This is a genomic window from Mesorhizobium sp. LMG 17147, assembly GCF_024297145.1.
In the GTDB taxonomy this organism is placed as follows: Bacteria; Pseudomonadota; Alphaproteobacteria; order Rhizobiales; family Rhizobiaceae; genus Mesorhizobium.
The window spans coordinates 14740-41526 of record NZ_JANCTC010000021.1; the positions used below are offsets into that span (position 1 = coordinate 14740).

21 protein-coding genes and 1 pseudogene are annotated in these 26787 nt (G+C 62.7%); 12 read left to right on the top strand and 10 right to left on the bottom strand.

The annotated features are described in order from the left end of the window. Positions 1–6: 6 nt before the first annotated feature. The 7 genes from NMG46_RS25300 to NMG46_RS25330 all read left to right on the top strand — a co-directional run bounded on the left by NMG46_RS25300 (position 7) and on the right by NMG46_RS25330 (position 8128). Positions 7–1380 (top strand): PleD family two-component system response regulator, encoded by a 1374-nt coding sequence (locus NMG46_RS25300; protein ID WP_254820137.1) that lies wholly within the window; start codon positions 7–9, stop codon positions 1378–1380. 462 nt (positions 1381–1842) lie between these two features. Then, the gene (locus NMG46_RS25305; protein ID WP_254820138.1) at positions 1843–2577 is read left to right on the top strand and encodes a FadR/GntR family transcriptional regulator; all 735 of its coding nucleotides are present in this window, start codon (positions 1843–1845) and stop codon (positions 2575–2577) included. Continuing rightward, positions 2574–3761 (top strand): PLP-dependent transferase, encoded by a 1188-nt coding sequence (locus NMG46_RS25310; protein ID WP_254820139.1) that lies wholly within the window; start codon positions 2574–2576, stop codon positions 3759–3761. Before NMG46_RS25305 ends, NMG46_RS25310 begins: the two co-directional genes overlap by 4 nt. Before the next feature lie 30 nt (positions 3762–3791). Then, positions 3792–5069: a sugar ABC transporter substrate-binding protein gene (locus NMG46_RS25315; protein ID WP_254820140.1), complete on the top strand. Its 1278-nt coding sequence runs from the start codon at positions 3792–3794 to the stop codon at positions 5067–5069. A 215-nt stretch (positions 5070–5284) separates the two neighbouring features. Continuing rightward, on the top strand, positions 5285–6208 hold the full coding sequence (locus NMG46_RS25320) for a carbohydrate ABC transporter permease (protein WP_254820141.1): 924 nt from the start codon (positions 5285–5287) through the stop codon (positions 6206–6208). After that, a complete protein-coding gene (locus NMG46_RS25325) occupies positions 6208–7056 on the top strand; it encodes a carbohydrate ABC transporter permease (protein ID WP_254820142.1) in 849 nt (282 codons plus the stop codon). Before NMG46_RS25320 ends, NMG46_RS25325 begins: the two co-directional genes overlap by 1 nt. A 4-nt stretch (positions 7057–7060) precedes the next feature. Further along, entirely contained in the window at positions 7061–8128 is a 1068-nt protein-coding gene (locus NMG46_RS25330; protein ID WP_254820143.1) for an ABC transporter ATP-binding protein, read from the top strand. A 169-nt stretch (positions 8129–8297) separates the two neighbouring features. Here NMG46_RS25330 and rpmG read toward each other — a convergent pair whose 3' ends face one another. The 8 genes from rpmG to NMG46_RS25370 form a co-directional block, all read right to left on the bottom strand. Further along, positions 8298–8465 carry a 50S ribosomal protein L33 gene (rpmG, locus tag NMG46_RS25335; protein ID WP_006201775.1) on the bottom strand — a complete coding sequence of 56 codons (168 nt, stop codon included), beginning with the start codon at positions 8463–8465 and terminating at the stop codon, positions 8298–8300. A 119-nt stretch (positions 8466–8584) separates the two neighbouring features. After that, positions 8585–9040 carry a hypothetical protein gene (locus NMG46_RS25340; protein ID WP_254820144.1) on the bottom strand — a complete coding sequence of 152 codons (456 nt, stop codon included), beginning with the start codon at positions 9038–9040 and terminating at the stop codon, positions 8585–8587. A 110-nt stretch (positions 9041–9150) separates the two neighbouring features. Beyond that, positions 9151–10326 carry an MFS transporter gene (locus NMG46_RS25345; protein WP_254820145.1) on the bottom strand — a complete coding sequence of 392 codons (1176 nt, stop codon included), beginning with the start codon at positions 10324–10326 and terminating at the stop codon, positions 9151–9153. Between the two features lie 16 nt (positions 10327–10342). Continuing rightward, positions 10343–11074 carry an NUDIX hydrolase gene (locus NMG46_RS25350; protein ID WP_254820146.1) on the bottom strand — a complete coding sequence of 244 codons (732 nt, stop codon included), beginning with the start codon at positions 11072–11074 and terminating at the stop codon, positions 10343–10345. Between the two features lie 72 nt (positions 11075–11146). Continuing rightward, the gene (locus NMG46_RS25355; RefSeq protein ID WP_254820147.1) at positions 11147–11599 is read right to left on the bottom strand and encodes a DUF983 domain-containing protein; all 453 of its coding nucleotides are present in this window, start codon (positions 11597–11599) and stop codon (positions 11147–11149) included. Then, positions 11599–13869, bottom strand: a complete 2271-nt coding sequence (gene rnr, locus NMG46_RS25360; RefSeq protein ID WP_254820182.1) for a ribonuclease R — start codon at positions 13867–13869, stop codon at positions 11599–11601. Before rnr ends, NMG46_RS25355 begins: the two co-directional genes overlap by 1 nt. A gap of 42 nt (positions 13870–13911) precedes the next feature. Further along, a complete protein-coding gene (gene topA, locus NMG46_RS25365) occupies positions 13912–16527 on the bottom strand; it encodes a type I DNA topoisomerase (RefSeq protein WP_254820148.1) in 2616 nt (871 codons plus the stop codon). Between the two features lie 446 nt (positions 16528–16973). Continuing rightward, complete coding sequence (locus tag NMG46_RS25370; RefSeq protein ID WP_254820149.1) at positions 16974–17351, bottom strand: hypothetical protein; 378 nt, start codon at positions 17349–17351, stop codon at positions 16974–16976. A gap of 205 nt (positions 17352–17556) precedes the next feature. On the opposite strand from NMG46_RS25370, the gene NMG46_RS25375 reads away from it, so the two are divergent. Further along, a complete protein-coding gene (locus tag NMG46_RS25375; protein WP_254820150.1) occupies positions 17557–18303 on the top strand; it encodes a cytochrome c biogenesis CcdA family protein in 747 nt (248 codons plus the stop codon). A gap of 23 nt (positions 18304–18326) precedes the next feature. On the opposite strand, the gene NMG46_RS25380 is transcribed toward NMG46_RS25375, so the two are convergent. Next, on the bottom strand, positions 18327–19220 hold the full coding sequence (locus NMG46_RS25380; RefSeq protein WP_254820151.1) for an SDR family oxidoreductase: 894 nt from the start codon (positions 19218–19220) through the stop codon (positions 18327–18329). Between the two features lie 128 nt (positions 19221–19348). On the opposite strand from NMG46_RS25380, the gene NMG46_RS25385 reads away from it, so the two are divergent. From NMG46_RS25385 to NMG46_RS25400, 4 genes and pseudogenes are all read left to right on the top strand, one after another. Further along, the gene (locus NMG46_RS25385) at positions 19349–20296 is read left to right on the top strand and encodes an AraC family transcriptional regulator (RefSeq protein ID WP_254820152.1); all 948 of its coding nucleotides are present in this window, start codon (positions 19349–19351) and stop codon (positions 20294–20296) included. A 130-nt stretch (positions 20297–20426) separates the two neighbouring features. Continuing rightward, a complete protein-coding gene (gene glmU / locus NMG46_RS25390) occupies positions 20427–21788 on the top strand; it encodes a bifunctional UDP-N-acetylglucosamine diphosphorylase/glucosamine-1-phosphate N-acetyltransferase GlmU (protein WP_254820153.1) in 1362 nt (453 codons plus the stop codon). Between the two features lie 235 nt (positions 21789–22023). Further along, on the top strand, positions 22024–23847 hold the full coding sequence (glmS, locus tag NMG46_RS25395; protein ID WP_254820154.1) for a glutamine--fructose-6-phosphate transaminase (isomerizing): 1824 nt from the start codon (positions 22024–22026) through the stop codon (positions 23845–23847). A gap of 80 nt (positions 23848–23927) precedes the next feature. Beyond that, positions 23928–24680, top strand: a pseudogene (locus tag NMG46_RS25400) (DUF502 domain-containing protein). Here the strand turns inward: NMG46_RS25400 and recG are convergent. Continuing rightward, positions 24632–26740, bottom strand: a complete 2109-nt coding sequence (gene recG / locus NMG46_RS25405) for an ATP-dependent DNA helicase RecG (protein WP_254820155.1) — start codon at positions 26738–26740, stop codon at positions 24632–24634. The pseudogene NMG46_RS25400 and the gene recG sit on opposite strands and share 49 nt — an antisense overlap. Positions 26741–26787: the final 47 nt, after the last annotated feature.

The following is a 26787-nucleotide window of genomic DNA, read 5'->3' on the forward strand; positions in this document are numbered from 1 at the left end:
TGTGAAATGACCGCGCGGATCCTCGTCGTCGACGACATCCCAGCCAATGTCAGGCTGCTGGAGGTTCGGCTGCTCGCCGAATATTTCGAGGTTCTGACCGCCACCAACGGGCCGGACGCGATCGAGATCTGCGAGAACGGCAAGGTCGATGTCGTGCTGCTCGACGTGATGATGCCCGATATGGACGGCTTCGAGGTTTGCCGGCGGCTGAAGGGCGACCCGGCGACATCGCACATCCCGGTCGTGATGATCACCGCGCTCGACCAGGTTTCGGACCGGGTGCGCGGCCTCGAGGCCGGCGCCGACGATTTTTTGACCAAGCCGGTCAACGATCTGCAGTTGATGACGCGCGTCAAGAGCCTGGTCAGGCTGAAGTCGCTCACCGACGAGCTGCGGCTGCGCGCCTCGACGACACGCAATATCGGCATCGAGGAGCTTTTGAGCCGCAACTTCGCTACCGACGACGCGGTGCCGAAGGTGCTCCTGGTCGACGAGCGCAAATCCTCGTTCGAGCGCATCCAGAAGATGCTGCGCGGCAGTGCCGCTCTCGACGTCGCCAACGATCCGCATGCCGGCTTCTTCCAGGCCGCCGAGCTGCCCTACGAATGCGTGATGATCTCGACGGCCTTCGCCGATTTCGACCCGCTGAGGCTCTGCTCGCAATTGCGCTCGCTCGATCGCACTCGTTTCCTGCCAATCATCCTTCTGGCGGATGAGGGCGAGGAGGGGCGTATCATCCGCGGCCTCGAACTCGGCATCAACGATTATCTGATGCGGCCGATCGACCAGCAGGAGCTGACCGCGCGGCTGCGTACGCAGGTGCGCCGCAAGCGCTACAACGACCAGCTTCGCGCCAGCGTCACCCAGACCATCGAGATGGCGGTGACCGATGCACTGACCGGCCTGCACAACCGCCGCTATCTCGACAGCCATCTGCAGACGCTGTTCGACCGCGCCGTGGCACGGCGCCGGCCGCTGTCGGTGATGATCACCGATCTGGACCGCTTCAAGAGCATCAACGACGTGTACGGCCATGACGGCGGCGACGACGTGCTGCGCGAATTCGCGCGGCGGCTGCGCAAGAATGTGCGCGGCATCGATCTAGCCTGCCGCTTCGGTGGCGAGGAGTTCGTGGTGGTGATGCCGGACACGGACGGCGCGGTAGCCGAAAAGGTCGCCGAACGCATTCGCGCCGAAATCGCCCAACTGCCGTTTGCCGTTGGCAGCGAGGGCAAAGCGATCGAAGTCACCGTCAGCGTCGGCGTGTCGTCGGTGCTGAAAGGCATGGACACGGTCGCGGCGCTGATGAAACGGGCCGACCTTGCGCTCTATGAGGCCAAGAGCGGCGGCCGCAATCGCGTCGTCGCCAAGGCGGCGTAGCACCATAGACGAATTAGCCAGTCAACCCGACAAGGTTACGAATTTACCTTAATCCAAGCGAGTTGCGAGGCTTGGTTAAGAAACTGTTGATTTTCATAAGTTGTTGCGCAAATGTGCAGCCCTTAGACGTAACCGGCACGAGGTCTAGATCGCCGGTTCGACCCAAAGAATACCCCATGATGCTCAGGTCCGCCGCATCTCCTGGGTCCGTGGGGTCGGCTGGCCGGCGCTGGCACATAGTGGCCTCCTCGTACCGCTGCCAAACGCCGGCCGGCCCCCAATTTCAAAACACATCAGGATTCTGCGCCAAGACCCGGAAAACGCTTTGGTTTTGTTGCGGTAGCGACAGCGCCCTTTGAAATAGCCGGCTGGGCAGAGCGTATGCGCCCGCAGTCGGTTGACAGGGCCTGTCTTCTATGCAGAAATTGGTTGGACCATTGAGCCATTTGGTGACCCGTTGGCATGACCGAATTCGGCCTTTCCCCCATACAGGCAACTGCTCGCGACGACGCGGTGCTCAAGGCGCTGGCCGGCTTTGTAATGCGGGAAGCTCTCGGGCCCGGCCAGAGACTGCCGACCGAACGCATCCTGGCCGAGCGCCTCAAGGTGAGCCGCAACACCGTGCGCGAGGCGCTGACGCGCTGGGAAGGGCTCGGCCTGGTCGAACGGCGGCAAGGCAGCGGCACCTATCTCAAGGGAGTGGTCTCGCTGGACATGCTGCACATGCCGCTGACGCTGGCCGGCGGCAATGATTTCACCAGCCTGATGCAGACGCTGGAAATCCGCCGGGCACTGGAAGCGGAAGCCGCTGCCCTGTGCGCCATTCGCGCGGACCAGGCCGAGATCGCCGAGATCGCGCGCAAGCTCGACATTATGGAGCAGGCCTTCCACACCCGCGCAGGGATGTCGGCGGAGGAGGACTGGGAATTCCACCAGTCGATCTACCGCAGTTCCGGCAATCCGCTCTTCGAGCAGATCATCGCCGCCATGCACGAACTGTTCCACCGTTTCTGGGAGCATCCGCTCGGCGTGCGTGATTTCGGCCACGCCAGCTTTCCTTACCACCGCACCATCTACGAACGCATTGCCGCGCACGATCCGGAGGGGGCCCGGGCCGAGGCGCTCAAGCTGATCGCCACCGTCGAGGACGATCTGAAGCGCGGCGCGGCCAAACTCGAACTTTCAGGCCAGAAATGAGCGATCATCCCGCCGGTTTCGAAAACGACTATCTCGCCGAGGCGGCGACGCTTCTCGCCCATGACGAACCTTTCCCCGGCGGTGCCGTGGTGCCGCCGATCTACCAGACTTCGCTCTTCACCTTCTCCAATTATTCGGAGATGGCCGATACATTCGCCGGCAGGCGACGCCAGCCGATCTATTCGCGCGGCGACAACCCGACGGTCATGGAGTTCGAGGCGCGTGTCGCCGCTCTCGAAGGCGCGGAGGCCGCGCGCGGCTTTTCCAGCGGCATGGCGGCGATCAGCGCCACGGTGCTTGCTTTCGTCGGTGCCGGCGAGCGCATGGTTGTCGTGCGCAATTGCTACGGCGATGCCTACCGGCTGTTCGAACGGCTTTTGCCACGGCTCAACATCAAGGTCGACTATGTCGACGGTTCCGATCCGGACGCGGTCGCCGCGGCACTTCCCGGCGCCAAGCTGCTCTACCTGGAAAGCCCGACGTCGATGATGTTCGAGCTCCAGGACATAACCCACCTGGCGCGGCTGGCCAAAGAGCAGGGCATCGTCACCACGATCGACAATTCCTGGGCGACGCCGGTGTTCCAGAAGCCGATTTCGCACGGGGTCGACCTGGTGCTGCATTCGGCCTCGAAATACCTCGGCGGCCACAGCGATACCGTCGCCGGTGTGGTGGCCGGTTCGGCTGCCCATATCCGACATATCAACGAGCAGACCTATTCCTACCTCGGCGGCAAACTTTCGCCTTTCGAGGCCTGGCTGTTGCTGCGCGGGCTGCGCACATTGCCGCTGCGGTTGCCGCATCACATGAAGAGCGGGCTGACCATCGCCGAACGGCTGAAAGCGCATGGCCATGTCGAGCGGGTCAACCACCCGGCCTATTCCAACCATCCGGGCAAGGCGACGCTTGCCGGCTATGCCGGGCTGTTCTCATTCGAGGTGACGGAAGACGTCGACATCCCGGCTTTCGTCGATGCGCTGAAACTCTTTCGCATCGGCGTCAGCTGGGGCGGCCATGAGAGCCTGGTCGTTCCAGCAAAGGCCTCGCTCGAGCAGACGCCGGGCCTGAATTCGATGGCGCGCTTCGGCGTCAGCCCGCGAACCATCCGGTTCAGTGTCGGATTGGAAAGTGTCGAAGGCCTGTGGGCTGACGTTGCCCAGGCGTTCGACAAAGCAAAAAGATAAATGGAGCCGTTCAAAATGGGAGTGCTGAACATGAAAAAACTGAGCATCCTTCTTGGTGCCGTCGCAGGTCTGGCGATTTCCGCCGGCAGCGTGCTGGCCGATTCCACGGTCAAGATGGTCGAGGTCATCACCAGCCCGCCGCGTACCGAATTCCTCAAGAAACAGATCGCCGAGTTCGAGGCGGCCAATCCGGGTGTCAAGGTCGAGCTGGTATCGCTGCCCTGGGGCCAGGCGTTCGAGAAGTTCCTTACCATGGTGCAGGCCGGCGACACGCCCGACATCGTCGAGATGCCGGAACGCTGGATGGGCCTCTATGCGACCAACGGCCAGCTCGAGGATCTCGGGCCATACATGGCCAAATGGGATGATGCCAAAACGCTGGGCGAGCGTGCCAAGCAGTTCGGCTCGACGGTCGACAACAAGCAGTACATGATCCCTTACGGCTATTACCTGAACGCGCTGTTCTGGAACAAGAAGCTGTTCAAGGAGGCTGGTCTGGACGGTCCGCCGGCGACGCTCGACGAGTTCGTCGAGGACTCCAAGAAGATCTCCGCGATACCAGGCAAGTACGGCTACTGCCTGCGCGGCGGCCCTGGCGCCTTCAACGGCATGCACATGTTCATGAACATTGCCGCCGGCAAGGGCGGCTATTTCAACGAGGACGGCACCTCGACCATCAACGAGGAAGGGTCGGTCAAGGGCCTGCAGATGCTCGCCGACATGTACAAGAACGGCCTGGCGCCGAAAGACGCGGTGAGCTGGGGTTTCAACGAGACCGTCACCGGGTTCTATAGCGGCACCTGCGCCATGCTGAACCAGGATCCCGACGCGCTGCTCGGCATCGCCGACAAGATGAGCGCCGACGACTTCGCCGTGGCGCCGATGCCAGTCGGGCCGAGCGGCAAATCCTATCCGACGCTCGGTTATGCCGGCTGGGCGATGTTCGCCAATTCCCAGCACAAGGACGATGCCTGGAAGCTGATGGCAACGCTTTTGTCGCCCAAGGACAATCTGGAATGGGCAAAGGAAGTCGGCGTCATTCCAATCCACAACGGCGCCGACCAGGACGCTCACTTCAGGACCGAGCAGTTCAAAGGCTGGTTCGAGGAACTGAACAACGGCGACAAATACGAGATGGTGACGCCTCCGACGCATCTGGAAAATCTCGGCAATTTCGTCGACCAGGTGGCGATCAAGAATTTTCAGGAAGTGCTGCTTGGTCAGAAGGCGGCAAAGGACGTGGCCGACGAATGGGCCAAGTTCCTGACCAAGGAACAGCAGGACTGGATGGCCAAGAACAAGAAATAGCTTTCCTCCCTTCTCCCCGTTCACGCGGAGAAGGTGTCAAAAAGTGACAGATGAGGGGCGGCGCCAACCCGTCGTGGCTCGTGTTGCCTCTCATCTGCCTGCCCGTCCTCCGCAGCAGCTGCGCTGCAGCGGCGGAGGGTGGACCGGCATCTCCCCGTAAACGGGAGAGGCGCTGTCGCCAGCCCATGCTTGCCCCAGGAGACGATCCAGCACCCATGACCTACGCCGTGTCCGAAATACGATCCGTCGGCAGGCCGCGAAAAAAGCGGCTATCCCATGCCGCAATCGAGCCCTGGCTCTATCTCAGCCCGGCGATCGTGCTGCTGGTCGTTGTGCTGCTGGTGCCGCTGGTTATCGGTATCGGTTACTCGTTCCGCAAATTCTCCGCTTTCAAATCCGAATATGTCGGACTTGGGCAGTATCAGGCGATGCTGTCGGATCCCGTGCTCGGGCAGGCGCTCGTCAACACGCTGTGGTGGACGGCAGCCAGCCTGTTCTTCCAGTTTTTCCTCGGCCTTGGCCTGGCGCTGCTGCTAGACACGCCGTTCCGGGGCAGAAAGATCGTGCAGGCGGTGGTGTTCCTGCCCTGGGCGGTGCCGTCCTTCCTCTCGGGCCTGACCTGGGCCTGGCTGTTCAACCCGATCATCGGGCCGCTGCCGCATTGGCTCTACGCCTCGGGGCTGAAAACCGAGCCAACCAACGTGCTCTCCGATCCCTCGACAGCCATGTGGGGACCGATCGTCGCCAATGTCTGGTTCGGCATTCCCTTTTTTGCCATCACGCTTTTGGCGGCGTTAAAGTCGATCCCGTCAGAACTGCATGAGGCGGCGGCCATCGACGGCGCCTCGCCGTGGCAACGCTTTACCAAGGTGACGCTGCCGTTCCTGGCGCCGACCATCGTCATTACCGTCATGCTGCGCACGATATGGATCGCCACCTTCGCCGACCTGATCTTCGTCATGACCGAAGGCGGGCCTGCCGGTTCGACGGCCACGGTGCCGGTCTATATCTACGTCAGCGCGTTCAAGTCGCTGGACAAGGGCTATGCCTCCGCTGTGGCGGTGCTGCTGCTTGTGCTGCTCATCGTCTATGCGGTTGCGCTGATTGGCATCCGCCGTTCGCTGGTAAGGCACGTCTGATGATTGCCGGACGCTCCGTCTCCTCGCGCGTTCTCGGCGGCATCGGCCTTTACGGCGCGATCGGCGCCTACATGGCCTTCGCGCTGTTCCCGATCTTCTGGACGTTGAAGATCTCGGTCACGCCGGAGCGGCTGCTCTATTCCGAAGGCATCACTTTCTGGCCGTCGCAAACGACGCTGCAGAACTTCGTCACCGTGCTCGAAGCCACCGATTTTCCGCGCTATTTCCTAAACAGCGTTATCGTTTCGGTGTCGACGGCTGCCTTCGTAACGGTCATTGCCACGCTTGCCGGCTACGCCATGTCGCGTTTTTCGTTCCGCGGCAAGGCGACCCTGGCTATCCTGCTTTTGCTCACCCAGACTTTTCCGCTGGTCATGGTCATTCCGCCGATCTACCGCATCATGGGGCAGATCGGTCTCATCAACAGCCTGACCGGCCTCGTCATCATCTACACCGCCTTCAATACAGCCTTTGCAACCTTCCTGATGCAGTCGTTCTTCGACGGCATCCCGCGAGACCTGGAAGAGGCAGCGATGATCGACGGCTGCACGCGCCTGCAGGCGATGCGCAAGGTGATCGTGCCGCTGACGCTGCCCGGCATGGGGGCGACGCTTGGCTTCGTCTTTACCGCCGCGTGGAGCGAGTTGCTGTTTGCGCTGATGCTGATTTCCAGCGACGAGCAGAAGACTTTCGCGGTCGGCTTGCTCACCTACATCGGCAAATTCGCGGTCGACTGGGGACAAATGATGGCGGCTTCCATCCTGGCGCTGATCCCCGTCTGCTTCTTCTTTGCCTTCCTGCAACGTTACCTCGTCACCGGCCTTACCGCCGGCGCCGTCAAGGGATAGATCGATGGCCTCCGTCACACTCGACAAAGTCCGCAAAGACTATGGAGCCGTGCGCGTCCTGCACGCGGTCGATCTCGAAATCGCCGACGGCGAGTTCGTGGTCCTGGTCGGCCCGTCCGGCTGCGGGAAATCGACCCTGCTGCGCATGATCGCCGGGCTGGAGGAGGTCTCCGGCGGCGAGATCCATATTGGCGAGCGCCTGGTTAACGACATTGCGCCAAAGGACCGCGACATCGCCATGGTGTTTCAGTCATACGCGCTCTATCCGCATATGGACGTGTCGAAGAACATGGGCTTCAGCCTGATGCTGAGGAAGGCCGGCAAGCCAGCTATCGAAGCAAGGGTGGACGCCGCCGCCAAGCGGCTCGGGCTCGATGCCCTTCTGCAACGCCTGCCGCGGCAATTGTCCGGCGGCCAGCGCCAGCGCGTCGCCATGGGGCGGGCCATCGTGCGCGACCCGAAGGTCTTTCTCTTCGACGAGCCGCTTTCGAACCTCGACGCCAAGCTGCGCGTCCACATGCGTGCCGAGATAAAGGCGCTGCACCAGCAATTGAGGACCACTTCGGTCTATGTCACCCATGACCAGACCGAAGCGATGACAATGGCCGACCGTATCGTCGTCATGCATGACGGCCTCGTCCAGCAGGTCGGCGCGCCGCTCGATCTGTACGACCGGCCGGTCAACATGTTCGTCGCCGGGTTCATCGGCTCGCCCGGCATGAATTTTCTGCCTGCCGTGGTTGAAAAGGGCGCCGGGCCGGATGCCATCCTGGCCGACGGCCAGAAGCTGAGGCTGCCCGACGGCCTGCCGCTCAGGGATGGCGATGCGATCACCGTAGGCTTGCGGCCCGAGCATATCCGGCTCGCCGACAATGGCGCGCTGAAAGGCAAGGTGGGCGTGGTGGAGCCGCTCGGCTTGTCGACCCAGTTCTATACCAGGCTTGCCGGCCAGCAGGTCTGCGTGTTTGCCATGGGCCGGGCCAGCGTGAAACCGGGTGAAGGCGTGCGCCTGTCGGCTGATCCGGCGTCGCTGCATCTGTTCGATCCGGCAAGCGGCGATCGCATCGACTAGAGCGGTTCCGGTTCTCTTGGAACCGGTAACTCGCTCTAACTATCTGTTTTGCCGCATTTATGCGGACGCCAAATGATTCCATTTGGCTGCAAAATGCTCTAGTCCTGAATTCCCGAAACGAAAAACGCCGCCCGGAAGGCGGCGTTTCAGTACTGCGAGAGAAACCCGATTACTTGATCTTGGTTTCCTTGAATTCGACGTGCTTCTTGGCGACCGGGTCGTATTTGCGGAACGACAGCTTGTCCGTCTTGGTGCGGCTGTTCTTGCTGGTCACGTAGAAGAAACCGGTGTCGGCGGTCGACAGAAGCTTGATCTTGATGTTTGCGGCTTTGGCCATGATGTTCGTCCGTTAATGTTCGTGGAGTTTTGGCCGCTGGAGCACGGGAAACACCCGGACGCGGGAAACTTGCCGCGACACATAAAGAACGCGCCCGGAAAGTCAACCCTTGTCCAGGCTCATGCGTCTTCCGTGACTGGCAACACCTTCTTCCAATCGCCCGTCGTGTTCCACCAGCGGTTCGGGTTGTTGCGGTCGTCGAGACCCTTGGAGCGGCTGGCAAGCAGTGGCTGAATGCGGATCACCGGCTCCTGATAGCTGTGAACCTGGTAAATCGCTTCGACGACGCGAGCGGCGAGCTTCTGATCATCGGGCAGTTCGAACGACACTTCGACAGTCCCAGGCCGCCTTCGCAATTCCGTCTCGGCGCCGGCGGCGGCGCCTTCAAGCGGCCGGTAGCGTTCGATGCCGTCCGCCGACTGAAAGGCATTGCTGTCATATTTGCCCATTCTGAGCGGCGCGATCGCGACCACCGCTTCCATGATGCGATCGACATCAGCTGCCGGTGCCTGAAAGGTCACCAGCAGCAGCAATTCCATCCGCAGCGATTTCGTTTCAAAGCCACTATCGATCATCCGAGGTCTCCCTGCTTATGCACTTTGGGGGAGCATATACTCGAGCCCTCCTGACATGGTTATGTCAGTAGTTGGTCAGCAGTGGGAGCGATGTCGGAAGCTGGACCGACTCAGAGGATTTTGCGGAGCAGCCTGGTGCCGACCAGCACGATATAGCAGGCGAAGAACAGGCCGAGCGCCCAACCGAAGCCCGACGGCCCGAAAGCGTCCATGCCGATGCCGATTGCCTGCGGGCCAAGCACCATGCCGACGCCGTAGCAGAGCACGAAGGCGGCGTTGGCGGAGGCCAATTCATGGCCGGAAAGCTGCGAGCCGAGATGCGCCAGGCCGATTGTGTACATAGCAGCGACCACACCGCCCCAGACGAACAGAAGCGCTGCCATCAAATGCCAGTTCTGCGCGAAGAACGGCATGAAGATTGTGCCGGCAAGCCCGACGGTGGCACAGGCCATAAGCAAATAGCGGCGGTCGCTGACGCGGTCGCTGATCATGCCGATCGGGATCTGAAGCAGCACGTTGCCGAGGCCGATCATGGTGAGCAAAAGGGCTGCGTCCGCCTCTGAGTAGCCGATGCGGCTACCATAGACGGGGAACAGCGCAAAGCCGCCGGTCTCGACCGCGCCGAATACCAGCACGGCGGCGGTCGCCGTCGGCACCAGCCAGATATAACGCAGGAAATTGCTGGTTTCGCCGTCCGAGACGATCGTCGGGCTCTCGTTGCGTGCCGCCAGCACCGGTATGGCAGCCAGCGTAACCAGCGCGATGGTGACGCCGAAAGGGAGGAAACCGCTGCTGCCAAGGTGGGCGAACAGCCAAGGCCCGGCGGCAAAGCCGAGAGACAGCACGGTGGCATAGATGCCGAGGACCAGTCCGCGCCGGTGTGGCGGTGCCGAGGTGCTGATCCAGAATTCCGACAGGATGAACAGCACCGTCAGCGCGATATGCAGCAGGACCCGCAGCGGAAACCACATCCAGAAAGCTGGCGCGAAATGGAAACCGACAAAGGCCAGCGCTCCGGCCGCAATCATGGCAAGCATTGTCCAGGCGACCCCGAACCGCATGGCAAGCGGAGTGGCGAGCGGTGCGCCGGCGATCGAGGCGAGGCCGGCGACCGCGGTGTTGAGGCCGATCATCGACGCGGAGTGGCCGCGCGTTTCAAGAATCACGCTGAGCAGCGGCATGCCGAGGCCGATGGCAATGCCGACGACGCTGATCGACGAGATCGCCGCGACCATCGGCAGCCAGTGTACGCGTTCCTTGCCCTGCGGCTGGATGTCGACTGTCATGGAATGCCTGGCTGCTCTAGAGAATTTCGCGGACGAAGCGATTGCGGACAAGCCGGTAGAACGGCACGCGACCGCCGGGGCTCAGCAGCGGATCCTGGGCGAGGCGGGTTTCCAGTCCCTCCAGGACCGTGCGCGTGATGTCTGGGATATCTGCTTGCCTGGCCTTGGCCAGCGGCAGCCAAACGACGTCCTCCAATTCGTTGGTCGGACCGCCATCCGGCAGTTCCACGGCGACATCGTCGCGCCATGCGCCGAGAAAGCGCGTATCGAACCGGCGCACCCGGTTGGGCGGGGTGATGGCGCGTGCGACGAAGCGCAGCGCTTGCAGTGATGGGATGACGCCGTGCTCGACAAAGCCCTGCCAGTCGCGCTTGGCGGTTGCGAAGACCCCTTTTTGGCCGATCAGCAGGCCGGCCTCCTCATAGGTTTCGCGGATTGCCGACAGGGCAATGGCGCGGGCGCGGACCGGGCTGGTGCGGCCGATGCCAGCGGTCAATCTCGCTTCTTCGTCGGGATGAAGTGCGGTGGCTGTCGGGATGTGGCTGTCGGCCGGATCGGTGCGGCCGCCCGGAAACACGAATTTTCCCGGCATGAAGGCATGACGGGCGTGGCGGCGGCCCATCAGCACCAGGAACTCGTCGCCCTTGCGGTCGAGCAGGATCAGCGTCGCGGCGTCGCGCGGGCGTATAGGCTTGGCGTCGAGCGGGACCCGCTCGACCTTGTCGACTTCCGCCTTGGTCACAACCATGCGCTCGACCTAGCGGAATCTTCTCCGATGCGAAAGTGGCGTCCAGCCATGCCGATTGCGCCAGCCTCGGTTTCAAGCCTCGGGATGCGACTCGATCAGATCTTCGTCACCGCCAAAGCCGTGCATATAAAACGCCCATTGCAAGCCGATGACAGCGCCCTTGACTGGCTGCAGCAGGACGACGGCGAGAATGATGGTCAATGGCACCCAGATGGCGATGTGCTGCCAGGTCGACAGCGTCGAGGTCGCCTCGACACCCATGAAAGCGCCAAGCACGATGTGGCCGACAATGACCACCACAAGATAGGCCGGCAGGTCGTCGGCGCGATGGTGGTGGAGCTCCTCGCCGCAATGATCGCATTTGTCGACGGTCTTGACGAAGGCGCGAAACAGCTTGCCCTCACCGCAATGCGGGCAGCGGCCGAGCATGCCGCGCTTCATTGCCGTCCATAGCGGCCGGGCGGTCCGGCCCGAGTGATGTTCGCCGCCGAAAACCCGTTCTTCCACCTGCAGTTCTGTTGGCATTACCGTCTCCTGCCGCGGGAGCCTGGACGCGATTGCGACGCCCGGGCGCGGCCTTTGGCCTTGTGGAACGACCGTTTGGAGCCGGGCAGCGGCTTTGGCTCGGTCAGCATCTCGAAACGCATCGCGCCGGCCATCGGCGCCACCTCGATCAGGCGAACCTCGACGCGATCAGCAAGCTGATAGCCCTTGCCGGTGCGTTCTCCGAAAAGCGATCGAGCAGTTTCGTCGTATATATAGTAGTCGCCGCCCAGGGTTGAAACCGGAATGAAGCCATCCGCGCCATACTGCGGCAATTGGACAAACAGGCCCGATTTGGTGACGCCCGAGATGCGGGCGTCGAAGCGGTCGTCGATGCGCTCGGCGAGATAGGCGGCGATCAGGCGGTCGACCGTGTCGCGCTCGGCGGCCATCGCGCGCCGCTCGGTCGCCGAAATCAGCGCCGAGACCTCTTCCAGCCGCTCCGCCTCGTCCTGCGTCAGGCCCCCCGGACCAAGGCCGAGTGCGGCAATCAGCCCACGATGCACGATCAGGTCGGCATAGCGACGGATCGGCGAGGTGAAATGCGCGTAGCGCTTCAGGTTGAGGCCGAAATGGCCGATATTGGCGGGCGAATATTCGGCCTGGCTCTGCGAGCGCAGCACCACTTCGTTGACCAATCCCTCATTGTCGGCGCCGCGCACGCGAGCGAGGATGCCGTTGAACTGGTTCGGCCGCATCTGCGCGCCGCGCGCCAGCGACAGGCCGAGCGTCTGCAGGAATTCACGCAGCGATTCCTGCTTGGCAAGCGAAGGCGCATCGTGGATGCGGTAGACCAGCGCCTGCCGCTTCGCCTCGAGTGTCTCGGCGGCGGCGACATTGGCCTGGATCATGAACTCTTCGATCAGCTTGTGCGCGTCGAGCCGCTCCGGCACGACGACCTTGTCGACGGTGCCGTCCTGCTTGAGCAGGATCTTGCGCTCGGGCAGATCGAGTTCAAGCGGCTGGCGCGTGTCGCGGCCGCGCTTCAGGATCGTGTAGGCGTCCCATAGCGGCTTCAGCACCGCATCGAGGATCGGGCCAGTCGTGTCGTCCGGTGCGCCGTCGATCGCCGCTTGCGCCTGCTGATAAGCGAGTTTCGCCGCCGACTTCATCATGACGCGATGGAACGAGTGTCTGAGTTTGTGGCCATCGGCCGAGAAAGTCATCCGCACCGCTATCGCCGGACGATCCTGGCCCTCGCGCAGTGAACAGAGGTCGTTCGAGATGCGCTCCGGCAGCATCGGCACGACGCGGTCGGGGAAATAGACAGAATTGCCGCGCTTCAGCGCTTCGCGATCGAGCGCCGTGCCATAGCGCACGTATGCAGCGACATCGGCAATGGCGACGGTGACAACCACGCCGCCGGCGTTCTTCTCGTCGGTGTCGGGCATGGCGAACACCGCGTCATCATGATCCTTGGCGTCGGCCGGATCGATGGTGAGCAGCGGCAGCTCGCGCCAATCCTCGCGGCCGGCAAGCGTCGCCGGCTTGACCGCCTCCGCCTCGGCGATGACGTCGGCGGGAAAAATATGCGGAATGTCGTGTGCGTGAATGGCGATCATCGAGACCGCCTTTTCGCTAGTCAGCGAGCCCAACACCGCCAGAACCTTGGCTCTCGGCAGCCCGTAGCGGGAGGCCCGCGCCGGCTCGACCTCGACCAGGTCGCCGTTCTTGGCGCCGTTCTGGAATTCCTTGTCGACGACCAGCTCCGGTTGGCGCCTTTCCACCGGCTCGATGCGGAACGTGCCGTCCTTCAGCACGCGAAAAACGCCGAGAACCGCATCGGTGCGCTTCTCGAATATCTTCATAACCCGGCCGGTATAGGCGGGGCCTGCCGGGTCGTCGGTCGGAAAGGTCTTGGCCAGCACGCGGTCGCCGATACCAGGCGTCGGCCCATTGCCGCCGCGCGACACGCGGATCGCTATGACCGGAGGTTCGCCATTGCCGATCGCTTCGGTCGGGTGCGCCAGCAGCACACCGTCGGCGTCACGGCCGAAGATGTCGAGCACCGCGACGTGGGGCAGGGCGCCGACACGGGCGAGCCGCTTGCGCTCCTTGGTCAGCAGGCCTTCATCCTGCAGGTCGCGCAAGACGTCCTTCAGCCAGATACGGTCTTCGCCGCGTAGCGCAAACGCCTTGGCGATGTCGCGTTTTCCGGCGCGGTCCGGATTTTCGGCGATGTAACGCAGTATCTCGTCGCGTGACGGCCGGTAATTGTCCCTGACCTTGGCGCGGGTATCGGCGGTGCGCAGATCGCCGTGGCTTCTTCCGGAGACTTTGCGCGCCAACCCGTCCTATCCCTTTTTCCTGGCCGCCGGTTTTTTGGCTGCAGCCGGTTTCTTGGCAGGCGCGGCCGCTTTGCGGAAGGGCTTCCTGGCGCCATTGCCGCCCTTGGCTTCCTTTTCCGCAATGAGCGCCACGGCATCGTCGATCGTCACCGATTGCGGATCCTTGCCCTTCGGCAGCGTCGCATTGACCTTGCCGAAATTCACATAAGGCCCGTATTTGCCGTCGCGCACGACGATCTTGCCGCCGCCGGAAGGATGCTCGCCAAGTTCCTTGAGCGCAGCGGCTGTGCCGCCATTGCGGCCGCCTTTGCTCTTCAATTGCTTCTCGGCGATCACCGAGACGGCGCGATTGAGGCCGATCGAGAACACGTCCTCGATGCTGTCGAGATTGGCGTAGGTGCCGTCATGCAGCACGAACGGCCCGTAGCGCCCCAGCCCGGCCGAAATCATCTTGCCGGATTCCGGATGCTTGCCGACGTCGCGCGGCAGCGACAACAAGGCGAGCGCCTTTTCATGATCGATCGAATCGGCAGTCCAGCCCTTGGGCAGGCTGGAGCGCTTGGCATCCTTGCCGTCGCCGCGCTGGATATAGGGGCCGAACCGGCCATTGCGCAGCGTGATCTCCTCGGCGGTATAGGGGTCCTTGCCGAGCAATTTGGTGCCGTCTTCGCCACCGCCGTTCTCGCCATTGGGATTGGCGGCGTCGCCAAGCTGGCGGGTGAAGGAGCATTCGGGATAGTTCGAACAGCCGACGAAGGCGCCGAACTTGCCGAGCTTCAGCGACAGGTTGCCGGTGCCGCATTTCGGACAGATGCGCGGGTTCGAACCGTCTTCGCGCGCGGGAAACACCAGCGGCGCCAGTTCCTCGTTCAACGCATCGAGGACGTCGGTGACCCGCAGCTCCTTGATGTCGGCGACGGCGCCGGAAAAATCCTTCCAGAAATCGCGCAGCACGTCCTTCCAGGCGAGCTTGCCGTCGGAGATTTCATCGAGTTTCTCCTCGAGCGATGCGGTGAAGTCGTACTCGACATAACGCTCGAAGAAGCTTTCGAGGAAGGCTGACAATAGCCGGCCCTTGGCCTGTGGCACCAGCTTGCGCTTGTCGATGGTGACGTAATCGCGATCCTCGAGCGTCTTCAGGATCGCCGTATAGGTCGACGGCCGGCCGATGCCCAGCTCTTCCAGCTTCTTGATCAGCGAAGCTTCCGAATAACGCGGCGGCGGCTCGGTGGTGTGCTGGGTGGCGTTGATCGCCTCGCGTGTGAGCTGCTCGCCGGCACGGATCTCGGGCAGGCGGCGGCTTTCCTCGTCTTCCGAATCTTCTTCCTTTTGCTCGATGTAGGCAGCAAGGAAGCCGTCGAAGCGAACAACGGAGCCGACAGCACGAAGCTCGGCGGTACGCGAACCGTTGATGGCCTCGATCTCGACCGTGGTGCGCTCTATCTCGGCCGGCTGCATCTGGCTGGCGATGGCGCGTTTCCAGATCATCTCGTAAAGCCGCGCCTGGTCGGGGTCGAGATACTGCCTGACGGAAGCCGGCGTGCGCATGAAATCGGTCGGACGGATCGCTTCGTGCGCCTCCTGGGCATTCTTGGCCTTGGCGGAATAGTAGCGCGGCTTTTCAGGCAGGTATTTGGCACCGAATTCCTTGGCGATCGCATCGCGTGCGGCAGAGATCGCCTCCGGTGCCATCTGCACGCCGTCGGTCCGCATATAGGTGATCAGGCCAGTGGTCTCACCGCCGATCTCCATGCCCTCATAGAGCCGCTGCGCCACCTGCATGGTGCGGTTGGCCGAAAAGCCGAGACCCGACGAGGCTGCCTGCTGCAGCGTCGAGGTGGTGAAGGGCGGCCCGGGATTGCGCTTGGTCGGCTTGGCTTCGACCGACGCCGCCTTGAAGCTGGCGCCTTCGAGCATCGCCTTGATGTCGTCGGCCTGCGCCTTGTTGGAAATGTCGAGCTTTTGCAGCTTCTTGCGCTCGAAGGCGGTCAGCCGCGCCTCGAAATTTTCCTTGCGTGGCGTGCCGAGAATGGCGGCGACCTGCCAGTATTCCTCGCGGATGAAGCGCTCGATTTCGGATTCGCGGTCGCAGACCAGACGCAGCGCCACCGACTGGACACGGCCGGCGGACCGGGCGCCGGGCAGTTTGCGCCACAGCACGGGCGACAGCGTGAAGCCGACCAGATAGTCGAGCGCACGGCGGGCGAGATAGGCATCGACCAGCGGCGCATCGATCTGGCGGGGATTGGCCATCGCCTCCAGCACCGACGCCTTGGTGATGGCGTTGAAGACGACGCGGCTGACCGGCTTGTCCTTCAGTGCTCGCTTTTGCTTCAGCACTTCCAGGACATGCCAGGAGATCGCTTCGCCCTCGCGGTCCGGATCGGTGGCGAGGATCAGCCCGTCGGCGTCCTTGACCGCCTTGGCGATATCGGCGAGACGCTTTCCAGACGCGGTGTCGACGGCCCAGGACATGGCAAAGTCCTCATCCGGACGCACCGAGCCGTCCTTGGCCGGCAGATCGCGGACATGGCCGAACGAAGCCAGAACCTTGTAGTTCTTGCCGAGGTACTTGTTGATTGTCTTCGCCTTGGCCGGCGATTCGACGACGACGACGTCCATACGGTCTCATATCAGTTGTGATGCGGCAGAAGAATTCCGCTGCGCGCGACGAAATCTCGTTCAATGTGTCGCTCACATGGCCGCGCTTTTGCATCCGGTCAAGGCCAAGCAGTCAAAATGCGGCCCTGCACCGAATGCGCAACCCAACGGCGCGCCATGCGATTTCCGCAATCCTGGACAAGGGAAATGAGCAGCCTATCGCTGGACAAACCCGGCAATTGATCCTGGAGAACGGGACAAATTCTCCCGCGGATATAAGAGAAACATCGAGCACGCGCCAGCCCCGCTTGAACAGATGCTGTGACGCGCGCAATCAGTAGCCCGGCATTTGCCCGGATAGTTGCAAGGAATTGGCGTGCTGAAAAGTTGGCCGCCGGGGCGGTTGGGTCAAGCTCCCAGCGACCAGCCGTGTTACCGCCTGTTACAGCGGATCAGAAGCTCAAGGCTTAGTCGGCCTTGGCGATATGCCAGACGCCGCCGACGCCCTCGCCGGTGACGTCGCCGGCCTTCTTGTCCTTGATGAACGTGTAGAGCGGCTTGCCTTCGTAGGCCCACATCCTGGTGCCGTCGGTGCGGTCGACGATCGTCCATTCGCCCTCGGCCTTGGCGTTGGCGTCAGCCTTCAGCGGCGGCCAATTGGCGGCGCATTTGTCGTAACAGTTCGACTTGCCGGCCTCGTCCTTGTCGTAGGTGTAGAGCGTCATGCCGCTGGCGTCGGTGTAGATCTTGGTGCCGCCGACCTCCGCTTCCTTCCACGCCTCGGCGGCGAAGGATCCGGCAGTGCCGAGCAAAAGCGCCGCCATGCCAATTGCGATCGTTTTCATGGACCTCTCCCTGAATGTTCGAAAAGCGCGCGGAGCCGCGGCTTCTTCTGATCAACGCTGCTTGGCTGCCCTTTCTTCCCGCGCTGTTCTCCATTGAACCAGGCGAGGGCGTCGACTTGCTACCCAATGTGATGGGGCCACGCGATGGTGATTGGCGGACGGCTGTTGTCGCGGCTATATGCTGCGCAGTCATCGGGAGACGGAAATGGCGTTGGACGTCGGCTATGTCAGTGCGATCGGGGCGGGAGCAATTTCGTTCCTGTCCCCCTGCGTGCTGCCACTGGTGCCGCCTTACCTGTGCTATATGGCCGGCGTGTCCGTCGACGATTTCCGCGGCGAAGCCGGCATTACGGCAAAGGCCGGTGCGCGAGGCGCGCTGGTTAATTCCTCCATCGCCTTCGTGCTCGGCTTCTCGACCGTCTTCGTCGCACTCGGCGCTGGCGCCTCGACCATCGGCCATTTGTTACGGGTCTGGCAGGAGCCGCTGGCAATGGTGGCCGGTGTGCTGATCATCCTGATGGGGCTGAATTTCCTCGGCGTACTGCGTATCCCTTTGCTTTCACGCGAGGCGCGCTTCCAGTCGCAAGGCAAGCCGGCCAGCCTGATCGCCGCTTACGTCATGGGCTTGGCCTTCGCCTTTGGCTGGACACCCTGTATCGGCCCGGTGCTGGGGCCGATCCTGACGCTTGCCGGCGGCCGCGAGACGGTGGGCGAGGGCGCGCTGCTGCTTGCCGCCTACTCGCTCGGCCTCGGTATTCCGTTCCTGATCGCTGCGCTGTTTTCCGGCGCCTTCATGCGCTTTCTCTCGAAATTCCGCGTCCATCTCGGCCGCGTCGAAAAAGCCATCGGCGCGCTGCTGGTGGTCGCCGGCGTGTTTTTCCTGACCGGCGGCGTGCAGACGATGTCATATTGGCTGCTCGAGAATTTTCCGGTGCTGGGGCAATTGGGCTAGGTTTGTAGCCCGACGTGGTCTGTTCAGCCTTCGAAATAGCCCGGCTGGTCGATATCAGCGATCAGCCCAGGTCCGCTCGGCTGCCACCCCAGCAGCGCGCGAGTCCGTTCGCTCGAGGTCGGGACATCCATCGCCGCGAACATCGCGAACCAGCCAAAATGATCGGCGGCTTCTTCGGCGGACTTGGCGACGATCGGCACGTTCAGGCGACGGCCTATCACGCCGGCGATGTCCTTGAACGGCACGCCTTCTTCGGCGATCGCGTGATATCGCCCGCCACCGGCTCCATGCTCGAGCGCAAGCCGGTAGACGCGGGCGGCATCGAACCGATGCACGGCAGGCCAGCGATTGAGCCCTTCGCCGATATAGGCCGACACGCCCTTCCTGCGAGCGAGGTCGATGAGAATAGGAACAAAGGCGTGGTCGCCCTGGCCATGGACCGACGGAGGAAGGCGGACAACCGATGCGCGCACCCCGCGTGCCGCCAGCGCGGCGGCTGTCGCTTCGGAGGCGCGGGGATAGGAAGCGGACGAGGGGACAGGCGCATCTTGCTCCGTCGCGATACGGGCCCGCGCCTGGAGCGCGGTCCCCGAGGTGACGAGCAGGAGGCGCTCGGAGCCTTCGAGCGCTCCGCCCATCACCTCGATGGCACGCCGGTCCATCTCGCAGTTTTGCGCGAACTTCGAGAAGTCATGGTTGAACCCGGTGTGGATAACCGCATCGGCGGCTGCCGCGCCCCTGCGCAGGCTCTCCACGTCTTCGAGGTCGCCTCGATGCACCTCGGCTCCAGTGGCGGCGAGCGACTTGGCCGACGCCTCCGAGCGGGCGAGGCCGAGCACCTGATGGCCGGCGCCGATGAGTTCTTGAACGATGGCAGAACCGACGAATCCGGTCGCTCCGGTAACGAAAACACGCATCACGACTTGTCCTTGTTCGTTTCTGACCACGACCATTTCGCGGCCCGGTGACGTCGTGATAGGCGCTTGAGGAAATACGATCTATGCGGTAAAGTCCGTATTATCTTCGCAATCGTCCGGAATGACACGTGGATCCTCTTTCAGATGTGCTCTCGCTGCTGAAGCCGCGAAACTATATGTCGGCCGGCTTCGATGCAGGTGGCGAATGGTCGATCCAGTTCCCCGACCAGCAGCAAAGCATCAAGACCGGAGCGGTGGTCTCCGGCCGGTGCTGGCTGTCAGTAGAGGGCGTTGCCGACGCAGTGCGCCTTGACACGGGGGACTGCTTCCTGTTGCCGAGTGGGCGGCCTTTCCGCCTTGCAAGCGACATGAGTTTGTCGCCTGTTGAAGCCATCAAGATTTTTCCGCCTGCGCGAGCCGGCGGTGTCGTGACCCACAATGGCGGCGGTGATTTCTTTCTGGTCAGCAGCCGCTTCGCGCTTGGCGGCAATCATGCCGGCATCCTGTTGCGGATGCTGCCTGCCATTGTGCATATCCGCAAAGAGTCGGACACGTCGGCGCTGCGCTGGTCGGTGGAGCGGATGATGCAGGAGCTGCGCGAGCCACAACCGGGCGGCTTTCTGGTGATCCAGCACCTTGCTCACATGATGCTGGTTCAGGCGTTGCGGCTGCATCTTTCAGAAGGATTGAAAGGTGGCGTCGGCTGGCTCTTTGCCCTCTCGGACAAACAGATGGGCGCGGCGATCAGCGCCATGCACGACGATCCGGCGCATGGCTGGACGTTGCAGGAATTGGCGGAACGGGCCGGCATGTCGCGATCGACCTTTGCGCTCAGATTCAAGGAGACGGTCGGCGCGTCGCCGATGGACTATTTGACGCGCTGGCGAATGCTGCTGGCCGGGGATCGGCTGACGAATTCCAGCGATCCCGTCGCCGTCATCGCGCTGTCGCTCGGCTACGAATCCGAAAGCGCCTTCAGCACTGCTTTCAAGCGGGTCATGAACTGTTCGCCACGGCAATACGGCCGTGGCCGAGCCCCCAGCTTCGCATCACGCAACGAGGCGGAAGCCGCCTGAGCCGATCGGCCTGAGCGTGCCGCGGGTTGGAGGTTCCACCGTCTCACCGGAATTTAACCGCATTGGTGCAGCATGGCGCCGGTGCTACTAACGCTCCGATTCCAGATCCCTTTCAACGGTTGCTGTCCCCATGAGCCAGAGATCCTGCCTGTCCATCATCCTCGCTGCCGGCGAAGGCACGCGCATGAAGAGTGCCGTGCCGAAAGTGCTGCACACAATCGCCGGCCTGCCAATGGTTGCCCATGTCGTCAAGGCGGCCGAAGCCGCCGGCAGCGGCGATCTGGCGCTGGTGATCGGCCATGGCGCCGATGACATGCGCAAGGCCGCACTCAAGTTTGCGCCCAAGGCCGAAGCTTTCGTCCAGGAGAAACGTCTTGGCACCGCGCACGCCGTGCTTGCCGCGCGCGCAGCAATATCAAAGGGGTATGACGACATCCTGGTGATGTTTGGCGACACGCCGTTGATCGATCCAGAAGCGCTCGCGGCGGCGCGGCTGAAGCTGGCCGAAGGTGCGGCCGTCGTGGTGGTCGGCTTCCGTACGGAAAATCCTTCGGGCTACGGCCGGCTTATCGAAAAGGCCGGCAAGCTCGTGGCCATCCGCGAGGAGAAGGACTGCTCGGACGAGGAGAAGAAAATCACCTTCTGCAATGGCGGGCTGATGGCGGTCGCCGGCAGGCACGCGCTGAAGCTGCTCGATCAAGTCGGCAGCAAGAACGCCAAGGGTGAGTATTATCTCACCGACATCGTCGAGATCGCCGCTGCGCAGGGACTTGATGTCGTAGCCACCGAAGCCAGTTTCGAGAATGCGCTTGGCATCAACAACCGTGCCGAGCTTGCCCAGGCGGAAGGTATCTGGCAGGCGCGTCGACGGCAGGAAGCGATGCTTTCCGGGGTGACACTGGTTGCGCCCGAAACCGTGTTCTTCTCGCACGACACCGAGATCGGCGCCGACACGATTGTCGAGCCCAATGTCTGGTTCGGCCCAGGCGTGAAAATCGCGACGGGCGCCAAGATCCATGCCTTCAGCCATATCGAAGGCGCCACCATCGCGTCGAATTGCGATGTCGGGCCGTTCGCGCGGCTGCGGCCCGGGGCCGATCTGAGAAACAAGGCCAAGGTCGGCAATTTCTGCGAAGTAAAGCAGGCGATCGTCGAGGAGGGCGCGAAGGTCAACCATCTGACCTATATCGGCGATGCCCGCATCGGCGCAGGCGCCAATATTGGCGCCGGCACCATCACGTGCAATTATGACGGTTATTCGAAATTCTTCACCGATATCGGCGAGGGTGCCTTCATCGGCTCGAACTCCTCGCTGGTGGCACCGGTGTCGATCGGCAAGGGCGGCTACATCGCCTCGGGCAGCGTCATCACCGAAAGCGTACCCGACGATGCGCTGGCCTTCGGCCGCGCCCGCCAGCGGACTCTACCCGGCAAGGGCAAGGAGTTGCGCGAACGGTTTGCTTCGGCGGCGGCCGCCCGCAAAAAAGTGTAGGCGCGACGAGCGGGATCATGTCTTTGACTGATTTCTGGAGCCGTTGAGCCAAGATAGGATACAGAAGCGGAGAAACTGAGCAATTGCAGTAACCGGATTGCAAGTGCGCCCTGTCATGGTGCATCTGTGCAGGATAGTCCGGCTGATACCGGACGAAATGGAATGTGATTTTTCGCGACAGCCCGGCAGTCTCTAAATAGCGCCGGGTTTGAGGTCGGAATCAGGGGCAAGCGCGATGTGCGGTATCGTTGGAATTGTCGGTAACTCGCCGGTCGCGCCGCTTATCGTCGATGCGTTGAAAAGGCTCGAATATCGCGGCTATGACTCGGCCGGCGTCGCCACGATCGAGCACGGCAGGCTTGACCGCCGCCGCGCCGAGGGCAAGCTGGTCAATCTCGAGCGCCGGCTGAAGGACGAACCGCTCGACGGCATGATCGGCATCGGCCACACGCGCTGGGCCACGCATGGCGTTCCGAACGAGAGCAATGCGCATCCGCATTTTTCCGACGGCGTCGCCATCGTTCATAACGGCATCATCGAGAATTTCGCCGAATTGCGCGACGAGCTGATGCGCGACGGCTACAGCTTCGCCTCACAGACCGATACCGAAGTCGTCGCGCACCTGGTGGCGCGCGAACTGGCCAGGGGGCTGAAGCCGGTCGAGGCGGCGCATAAGGCGCTGAAGCGGCTGGAAGGCGCCTTTGCGCTCGCCATCATGTTCAAGGGCGACGAGGATTTGATCGTCGGCGCGCGCAATGGCCCGCCGCTCGCCGTCGGTCATGGCGACGGCCAGATGTTCCTTGGCTCCGACGCCATCGCGCTTGCCCCGTTCACCAATTCGATCACCTATCTGGAAGACGGCGACTGGGCGGTAGTGCGCCGCAACGAGGTCGATATTTTCGACATGGGCGGCAACAAGGTCGACCGCAAACGCCAACAGTCGCTCAGCACGAGCTTCATGGTCGACAAAGGCAACCGCCGCCATTTCATGGAAAAGGAAATCCATGAGCAGCCGGAAGTGATCTCGCACACGCTGGCGCATTATGTCGATTTCGTCGGTGGCGCCTCGAAGCCGCTCGCTCTGCCGTTCGATTTCGCCAAGATCGACCGGCTGGCGATTTCGGCCTGCGGCACCGCCTATCTCGCCGGGCTGATCAGCAAGTACTGGTTCGAGCGCTATGCGCGGCTGCCGGTCGACATCGATGTCGCTTCGGAGTTCCGCTACCGCGAGATGCCGCTGTCGAAGAACGATGCCGCTTTCTTCATCTCGCAATCGGGTGAGACCGCCGATACGCTGGCATCGCTGCGCTACTGCCGCAAGGCTGGCATGAAGATCGGCGCGGTCGTCAATGTGCGTGAATCGACCATGGCGCGCGAATCCGACGTCATCCTGCCGACATTGGCCGGCCCGGAGATCGGCGTCGCCTCGACCAAGGCGTTCACCTGCCAACTTTCCGTGCTGGCCTCGCTGGCGGTGCGGGCCGGCGTGGCGCGCGGAACGATTTCGCATGAGCACGAGAAAACGCTGATACGCGAACTGTCGGAAGCGCCGCGTTATGCCAACCAGGTGCTAAAGCTCGACGGGCAGATCGAAAAGATCGCGCGCGACCTCTCGCACTACAAGAATGTGCTTTATCTCGGCCGGGACACCAATTTTCCGCTGGCCATGGAAGGTGCGCTGAAGCTCAAGGAGATCTCCTATATCCATGCCGAAGGCTATGCTGCCGGCGAGCTGAAACACGGCCCGATCGCGCTGATCGACGAGAACATGCCCGTTATCGTCATCGCCCCGCATGACCGCATCTTCGAAAAGACAGTGTCGAACATGCAGGAGGTGGCCGCGCGCGGCGGCAAGATCATCCTGATCACTGACGGCAAGGGCGCGGCGCACGCTACGGTGAAGACGATGGAGACGATCGTTTTGCCGGACGTGCCGGAAATCATCTCGCCGATCATCTACGCGCTGCCGATCCAGATGCTCGCCTACTTCACCGCCGTGTTCATGGGTACGGACGTCGACCAGCCTCGCAACCTGGCGAAATCGGTAACGGTGGAATAGGTCTCGTTTAAAAACTTCGCCATTCCAAAGCGCCTTCGGGTTCAGTAGTGTCGCGCTGCAAACACACGCTGCGGTGAACCATGTCGGACGCTCTCAAGACCTCAGGCATGACCCGGCTGAGAAACTATTTCCTGACCGGCTTCGTCGTCTGCGCGCCGCTCGCGATTACCGCCTACATTGCCTGGTCGCTTATCGGCTGGGTCGATTCCTGAGTCAAACCCTACATTCCGGTACGCTACAATCCGGACACCTACCTGCCGTTTCCAGTGCCGGGCTTTGGGCTGATCGTTGCCCTGATCCTCATCACTTTCATCGGCTTTATGACCGCCAATATCGTTGGCCGCGCCATCGTCAACTTCGGCGAGCGCCTGCTTGGTCGCATGCCGCTGGTGCGCGGCATCTACCGTTCGCTGAAGCAGATTTTCGAGACCGTGCTGTCGAACAAGGGCGACATGTTCCGCCAGGTCGGGTTGGTAGAATATCCGCGCAAAGGGGTCTGGTCGCTTGTCTTCGTCGCCAGCGAGAAGGAAACCGAGATCAACCAGAAGCTCGACCGGGAAGGCGATCCGCTGATTGCCGTGTTCATGCCGTGTACGCCCAACCCGACGACAGGCTTTCTGATGTATGTGCCGAAATCCGACATCGTTTCGCTCGACATGACGATCGAGGACGGAGCCAAGCTGATCGTGTCGGCCGGCCTGGTGGCGCCAGCTGTCAAAATGATGACGGTGAACGGCGAGCAGATCCACGGCGCGCTTGCCAATCCTCCGCTCGATATGATGCCTCAGCCGGCACGCAGGAGCCGCACGGCCTCGTCGCGGCCGAACAGATAGAGCAACAGGCGCAGCGCCGTGCCGCGTTCGGACTGCAGTTCCGGATCGCGCGACAGGATCAGCCGCGCATCGTCGCGAGCGGCCTCGAGCAGGTCGGCATGCACCTCGATGCGCGCCACCTGGAAGCCCGGCGTGCCGGACTGGCGGGTGCCGAGCAACTCGCCTTCGCCGCGCAGCTTCAGATCCTCTTCGGCGATACGGAAACCGTCCTCGGTCTCGCGCATCACCGACAAACGGCGTTTTGCCGTCTCGCCAAGCGGGTTCTTGTAGAGCAGCACGCAGGATGAAGGCTTGTCGCCACGCCCGACCCGGCCGCGCAATTGGTGCAACTGGGCGAGGCCAAAGCGCTCGGCATGCTCGATGACCATGATCGTCGCATCAGGCACATCGACGCCGACCTCGATCACCGTGGTGGCGACCAGGATGCGCGTATCACCCTGCTTGAAGGCGCGCATCGCCTCGTCCTTGTCGGCGCCCTTCATGCGGCCATGCACCAAGCCGATCCGATCACCGAACAGCGGCTTCAGTGAGGCAAAACGGTCCTCGGCCGACATCAGCTTGATCTCCTCGGACTCCTCGACCAGCGGACAGATCCAGTAGATTTTCTGGCCATCGGCGACAGCGTCGAGCATGCGTCCGATCAGTTCGTCGAGCCGTTCAAGCGGCAAGGTGACGGTGCGGATCGGCTGGCGGCCGGCCGGCTTTTCCGTCAGCTTCGACACGTCCATGTCGCCGAAGGCAGTCAGCACCAGCGTCCGGGGTATCGGCGTTGCCGTCATCACCAGCATGTCGGGCGCATCGCCCTTGGCGGTGATGGCAAGGCGCTGGTGGACGCCGAAACGGTGCTGCTCGTCGACGACGGCGAACACGAGGTCATGGAACGTCACCGTTTGCTGGAACAGCGCATGGGTGCCGACGACGATGTCGATGTCGCCATTGGCCAGCCCGGTCAGCGTGTCGGCGCGCTCGCGGCCGTTTTCGCGGCCGGTGAGGATGGCGACGCGCAAGCCGGACCGTTCCGCCAACGGCGCAATCGTTGCCAGATGCTGGCGCGCCAGGATTTCGGTCGGCGCCATCAATGCCGCCTGGCCGCCGGCCTCGACGGCACGCGCCATGGCAAGCAGCGCGACCACCGTCTTGCCGGAGCCGACATCGCCCTGTAAAAGGCGCAGCATGCGTTCGGGGTCGCCGAGATCGGCGTTGATTTCGGCAAGCGCCATTTCCTGCGACATGGTCAGCGAATAGGGGAGTGCCACGCGCAGTTGTTCGACTATGCGGCCGTCGCCGACGAGTGGCCGGCCCGATAATCGGCGCACCTTGGCCCGCACCAGCGCCAGCGATACCTGGCTGGCCAGGAACTCGTCATAGGCAAGGCGCCGCCATGCCGCGCCGTCGACAGAGACGTCGATCGGGTCGGCAGGATGGTGGATGCGGTTGAGCGCATCGCCGAAAGCGGGAAAGGCGTGGCGGCGCCAGAACTCGCCGTCCTGCCACTCGGGCAGCACCGGCAGGCGGCCCAGCGCCTGGCCGATGGCCCGACGCAGCACCTTGGCCGAGAGCCCGGCGGTCAGCGGATAGACCGGCTCGACCAACGGCAGGTTTTCCGCGTCGCCGGCAAGTGCGATATGGTCGGGGTGAACCATGGTCGGGCGGCCGTTGAACCATTCCATGCGGCCTGAGACGACGACATGCTCGCCTACGGGCATTGCTTTTTCGAGATAGGCGGCATGGGCATGGAAGAAAGTCAGCGCGATCTCGCCAGTGTCGTCATGGGCGTAGACCCGGTACGGGACCGACCTGTTGCCGCGTGGGGGCGGCTGGTGGCGGTCGATGCGTACGTCGAGTGTGACAATGGCGCCCTCGGCCGAACCAGCGATGCCCGGCCGGTTGCGGCGGTCGATGACAGTATGCGGCAGCACGAACAAGAGGTCCCCGGCGCGCGCGGTCCGGTCGCCGAGGTCGGCCGTCACGACTTTCTCGATCAGCGCACCAACCTTCGGCCCGACGCCGGCAAGCGATGTGATCGGGACAAACAAAGGGTCGAGGAGGGAGGGACGCATGATGTCAGCTTATGTTGCGCCGGCCGTAGCGCAAGGCTGACACCGAC

Excerpts from the sequence above, each read along its gene's own strand:
- NMG46_RS25330 (WP_254820143.1), top strand. The coding sequence starts at position 7,061 with ATGGCCTCCGTCACACTCGACAAAGTCCGCAAAGACTATGGAGCCGTG.
- NMG46_RS25325 (WP_254820142.1), top strand. The coding sequence starts at position 6,208 with ATGATTGCCGGACGCTCCGTCTCCTCGCGCGTTCTCGGCGGCATCGGC.
- NMG46_RS25305 (WP_254820138.1), top strand. The coding sequence starts at position 1,843 with ATGACCGAATTCGGCCTTTCCCCCATACAGGCAACTGCTCGCGACGAC.
- recG (WP_254820155.1), bottom strand. The coding sequence starts at position 26,740 with ATGCGTCCCTCCCTCCTCGACCCTTTGTTTGTCCCGATCACATCGCTT.
- NMG46_RS25345 (WP_254820145.1), bottom strand. The coding sequence starts at position 10,326 with ATGACAGTCGACATCCAGCCGCAGGGCAAGGAACGCGTACACTGGCTG.
- NMG46_RS25310 (WP_254820139.1), top strand. The coding sequence starts at position 2,574 with ATGAGCGATCATCCCGCCGGTTTCGAAAACGACTATCTCGCCGAGGCG.
- topA (WP_254820148.1), bottom strand. The coding sequence starts at position 16,527 with ATGGACGTCGTCGTCGTCGAATCGCCGGCCAAGGCGAAGACAATCAAC.
- NMG46_RS25340 (WP_254820144.1), bottom strand. The coding sequence starts at position 9,040 with ATGATCGATAGTGGCTTTGAAACGAAATCGCTGCGGATGGAATTGCTG.
- NMG46_RS25355 (WP_254820147.1), bottom strand. The coding sequence starts at position 11,599 with ATGCCAACAGAACTGCAGGTGGAAGAACGGGTTTTCGGCGGCGAACAT.
- rpmG (WP_006201775.1), bottom strand. The coding sequence starts at position 8,465 with ATGGCCAAAGCCGCAAACATCAAGATCAAGCTTCTGTCGACCGCCGAC.
- NMG46_RS25350 (WP_254820146.1), bottom strand. The coding sequence starts at position 11,074 with ATGGTTGTGACCAAGGCGGAAGTCGACAAGGTCGAGCGGGTCCCGCTC.
- NMG46_RS25380 (WP_254820151.1), bottom strand. The coding sequence starts at position 19,220 with ATGCGTGTTTTCGTTACCGGAGCGACCGGATTCGTCGGTTCTGCCATC.
- NMG46_RS25320 (WP_254820141.1), top strand. The coding sequence starts at position 5,285 with ATGACCTACGCCGTGTCCGAAATACGATCCGTCGGCAGGCCGCGAAAA.
- glmS (WP_254820154.1), top strand. The coding sequence starts at position 22,024 with ATGTGCGGTATCGTTGGAATTGTCGGTAACTCGCCGGTCGCGCCGCTT.
- NMG46_RS25315 (WP_254820140.1), top strand. The coding sequence starts at position 3,792 with ATGAAAAAACTGAGCATCCTTCTTGGTGCCGTCGCAGGTCTGGCGATT.
- glmU (WP_254820153.1), top strand. The coding sequence starts at position 20,427 with ATGAGCCAGAGATCCTGCCTGTCCATCATCCTCGCTGCCGGCGAAGGC.
- NMG46_RS25370 (WP_254820149.1), bottom strand. The coding sequence starts at position 17,351 with ATGAAAACGATCGCAATTGGCATGGCGGCGCTTTTGCTCGGCACTGCC.
- NMG46_RS25375 (WP_254820150.1), top strand. The coding sequence starts at position 17,557 with ATGGCGTTGGACGTCGGCTATGTCAGTGCGATCGGGGCGGGAGCAATT.
- NMG46_RS25300 (WP_254820137.1), top strand. The coding sequence starts at position 7 with ATGACCGCGCGGATCCTCGTCGTCGACGACATCCCAGCCAATGTCAGG.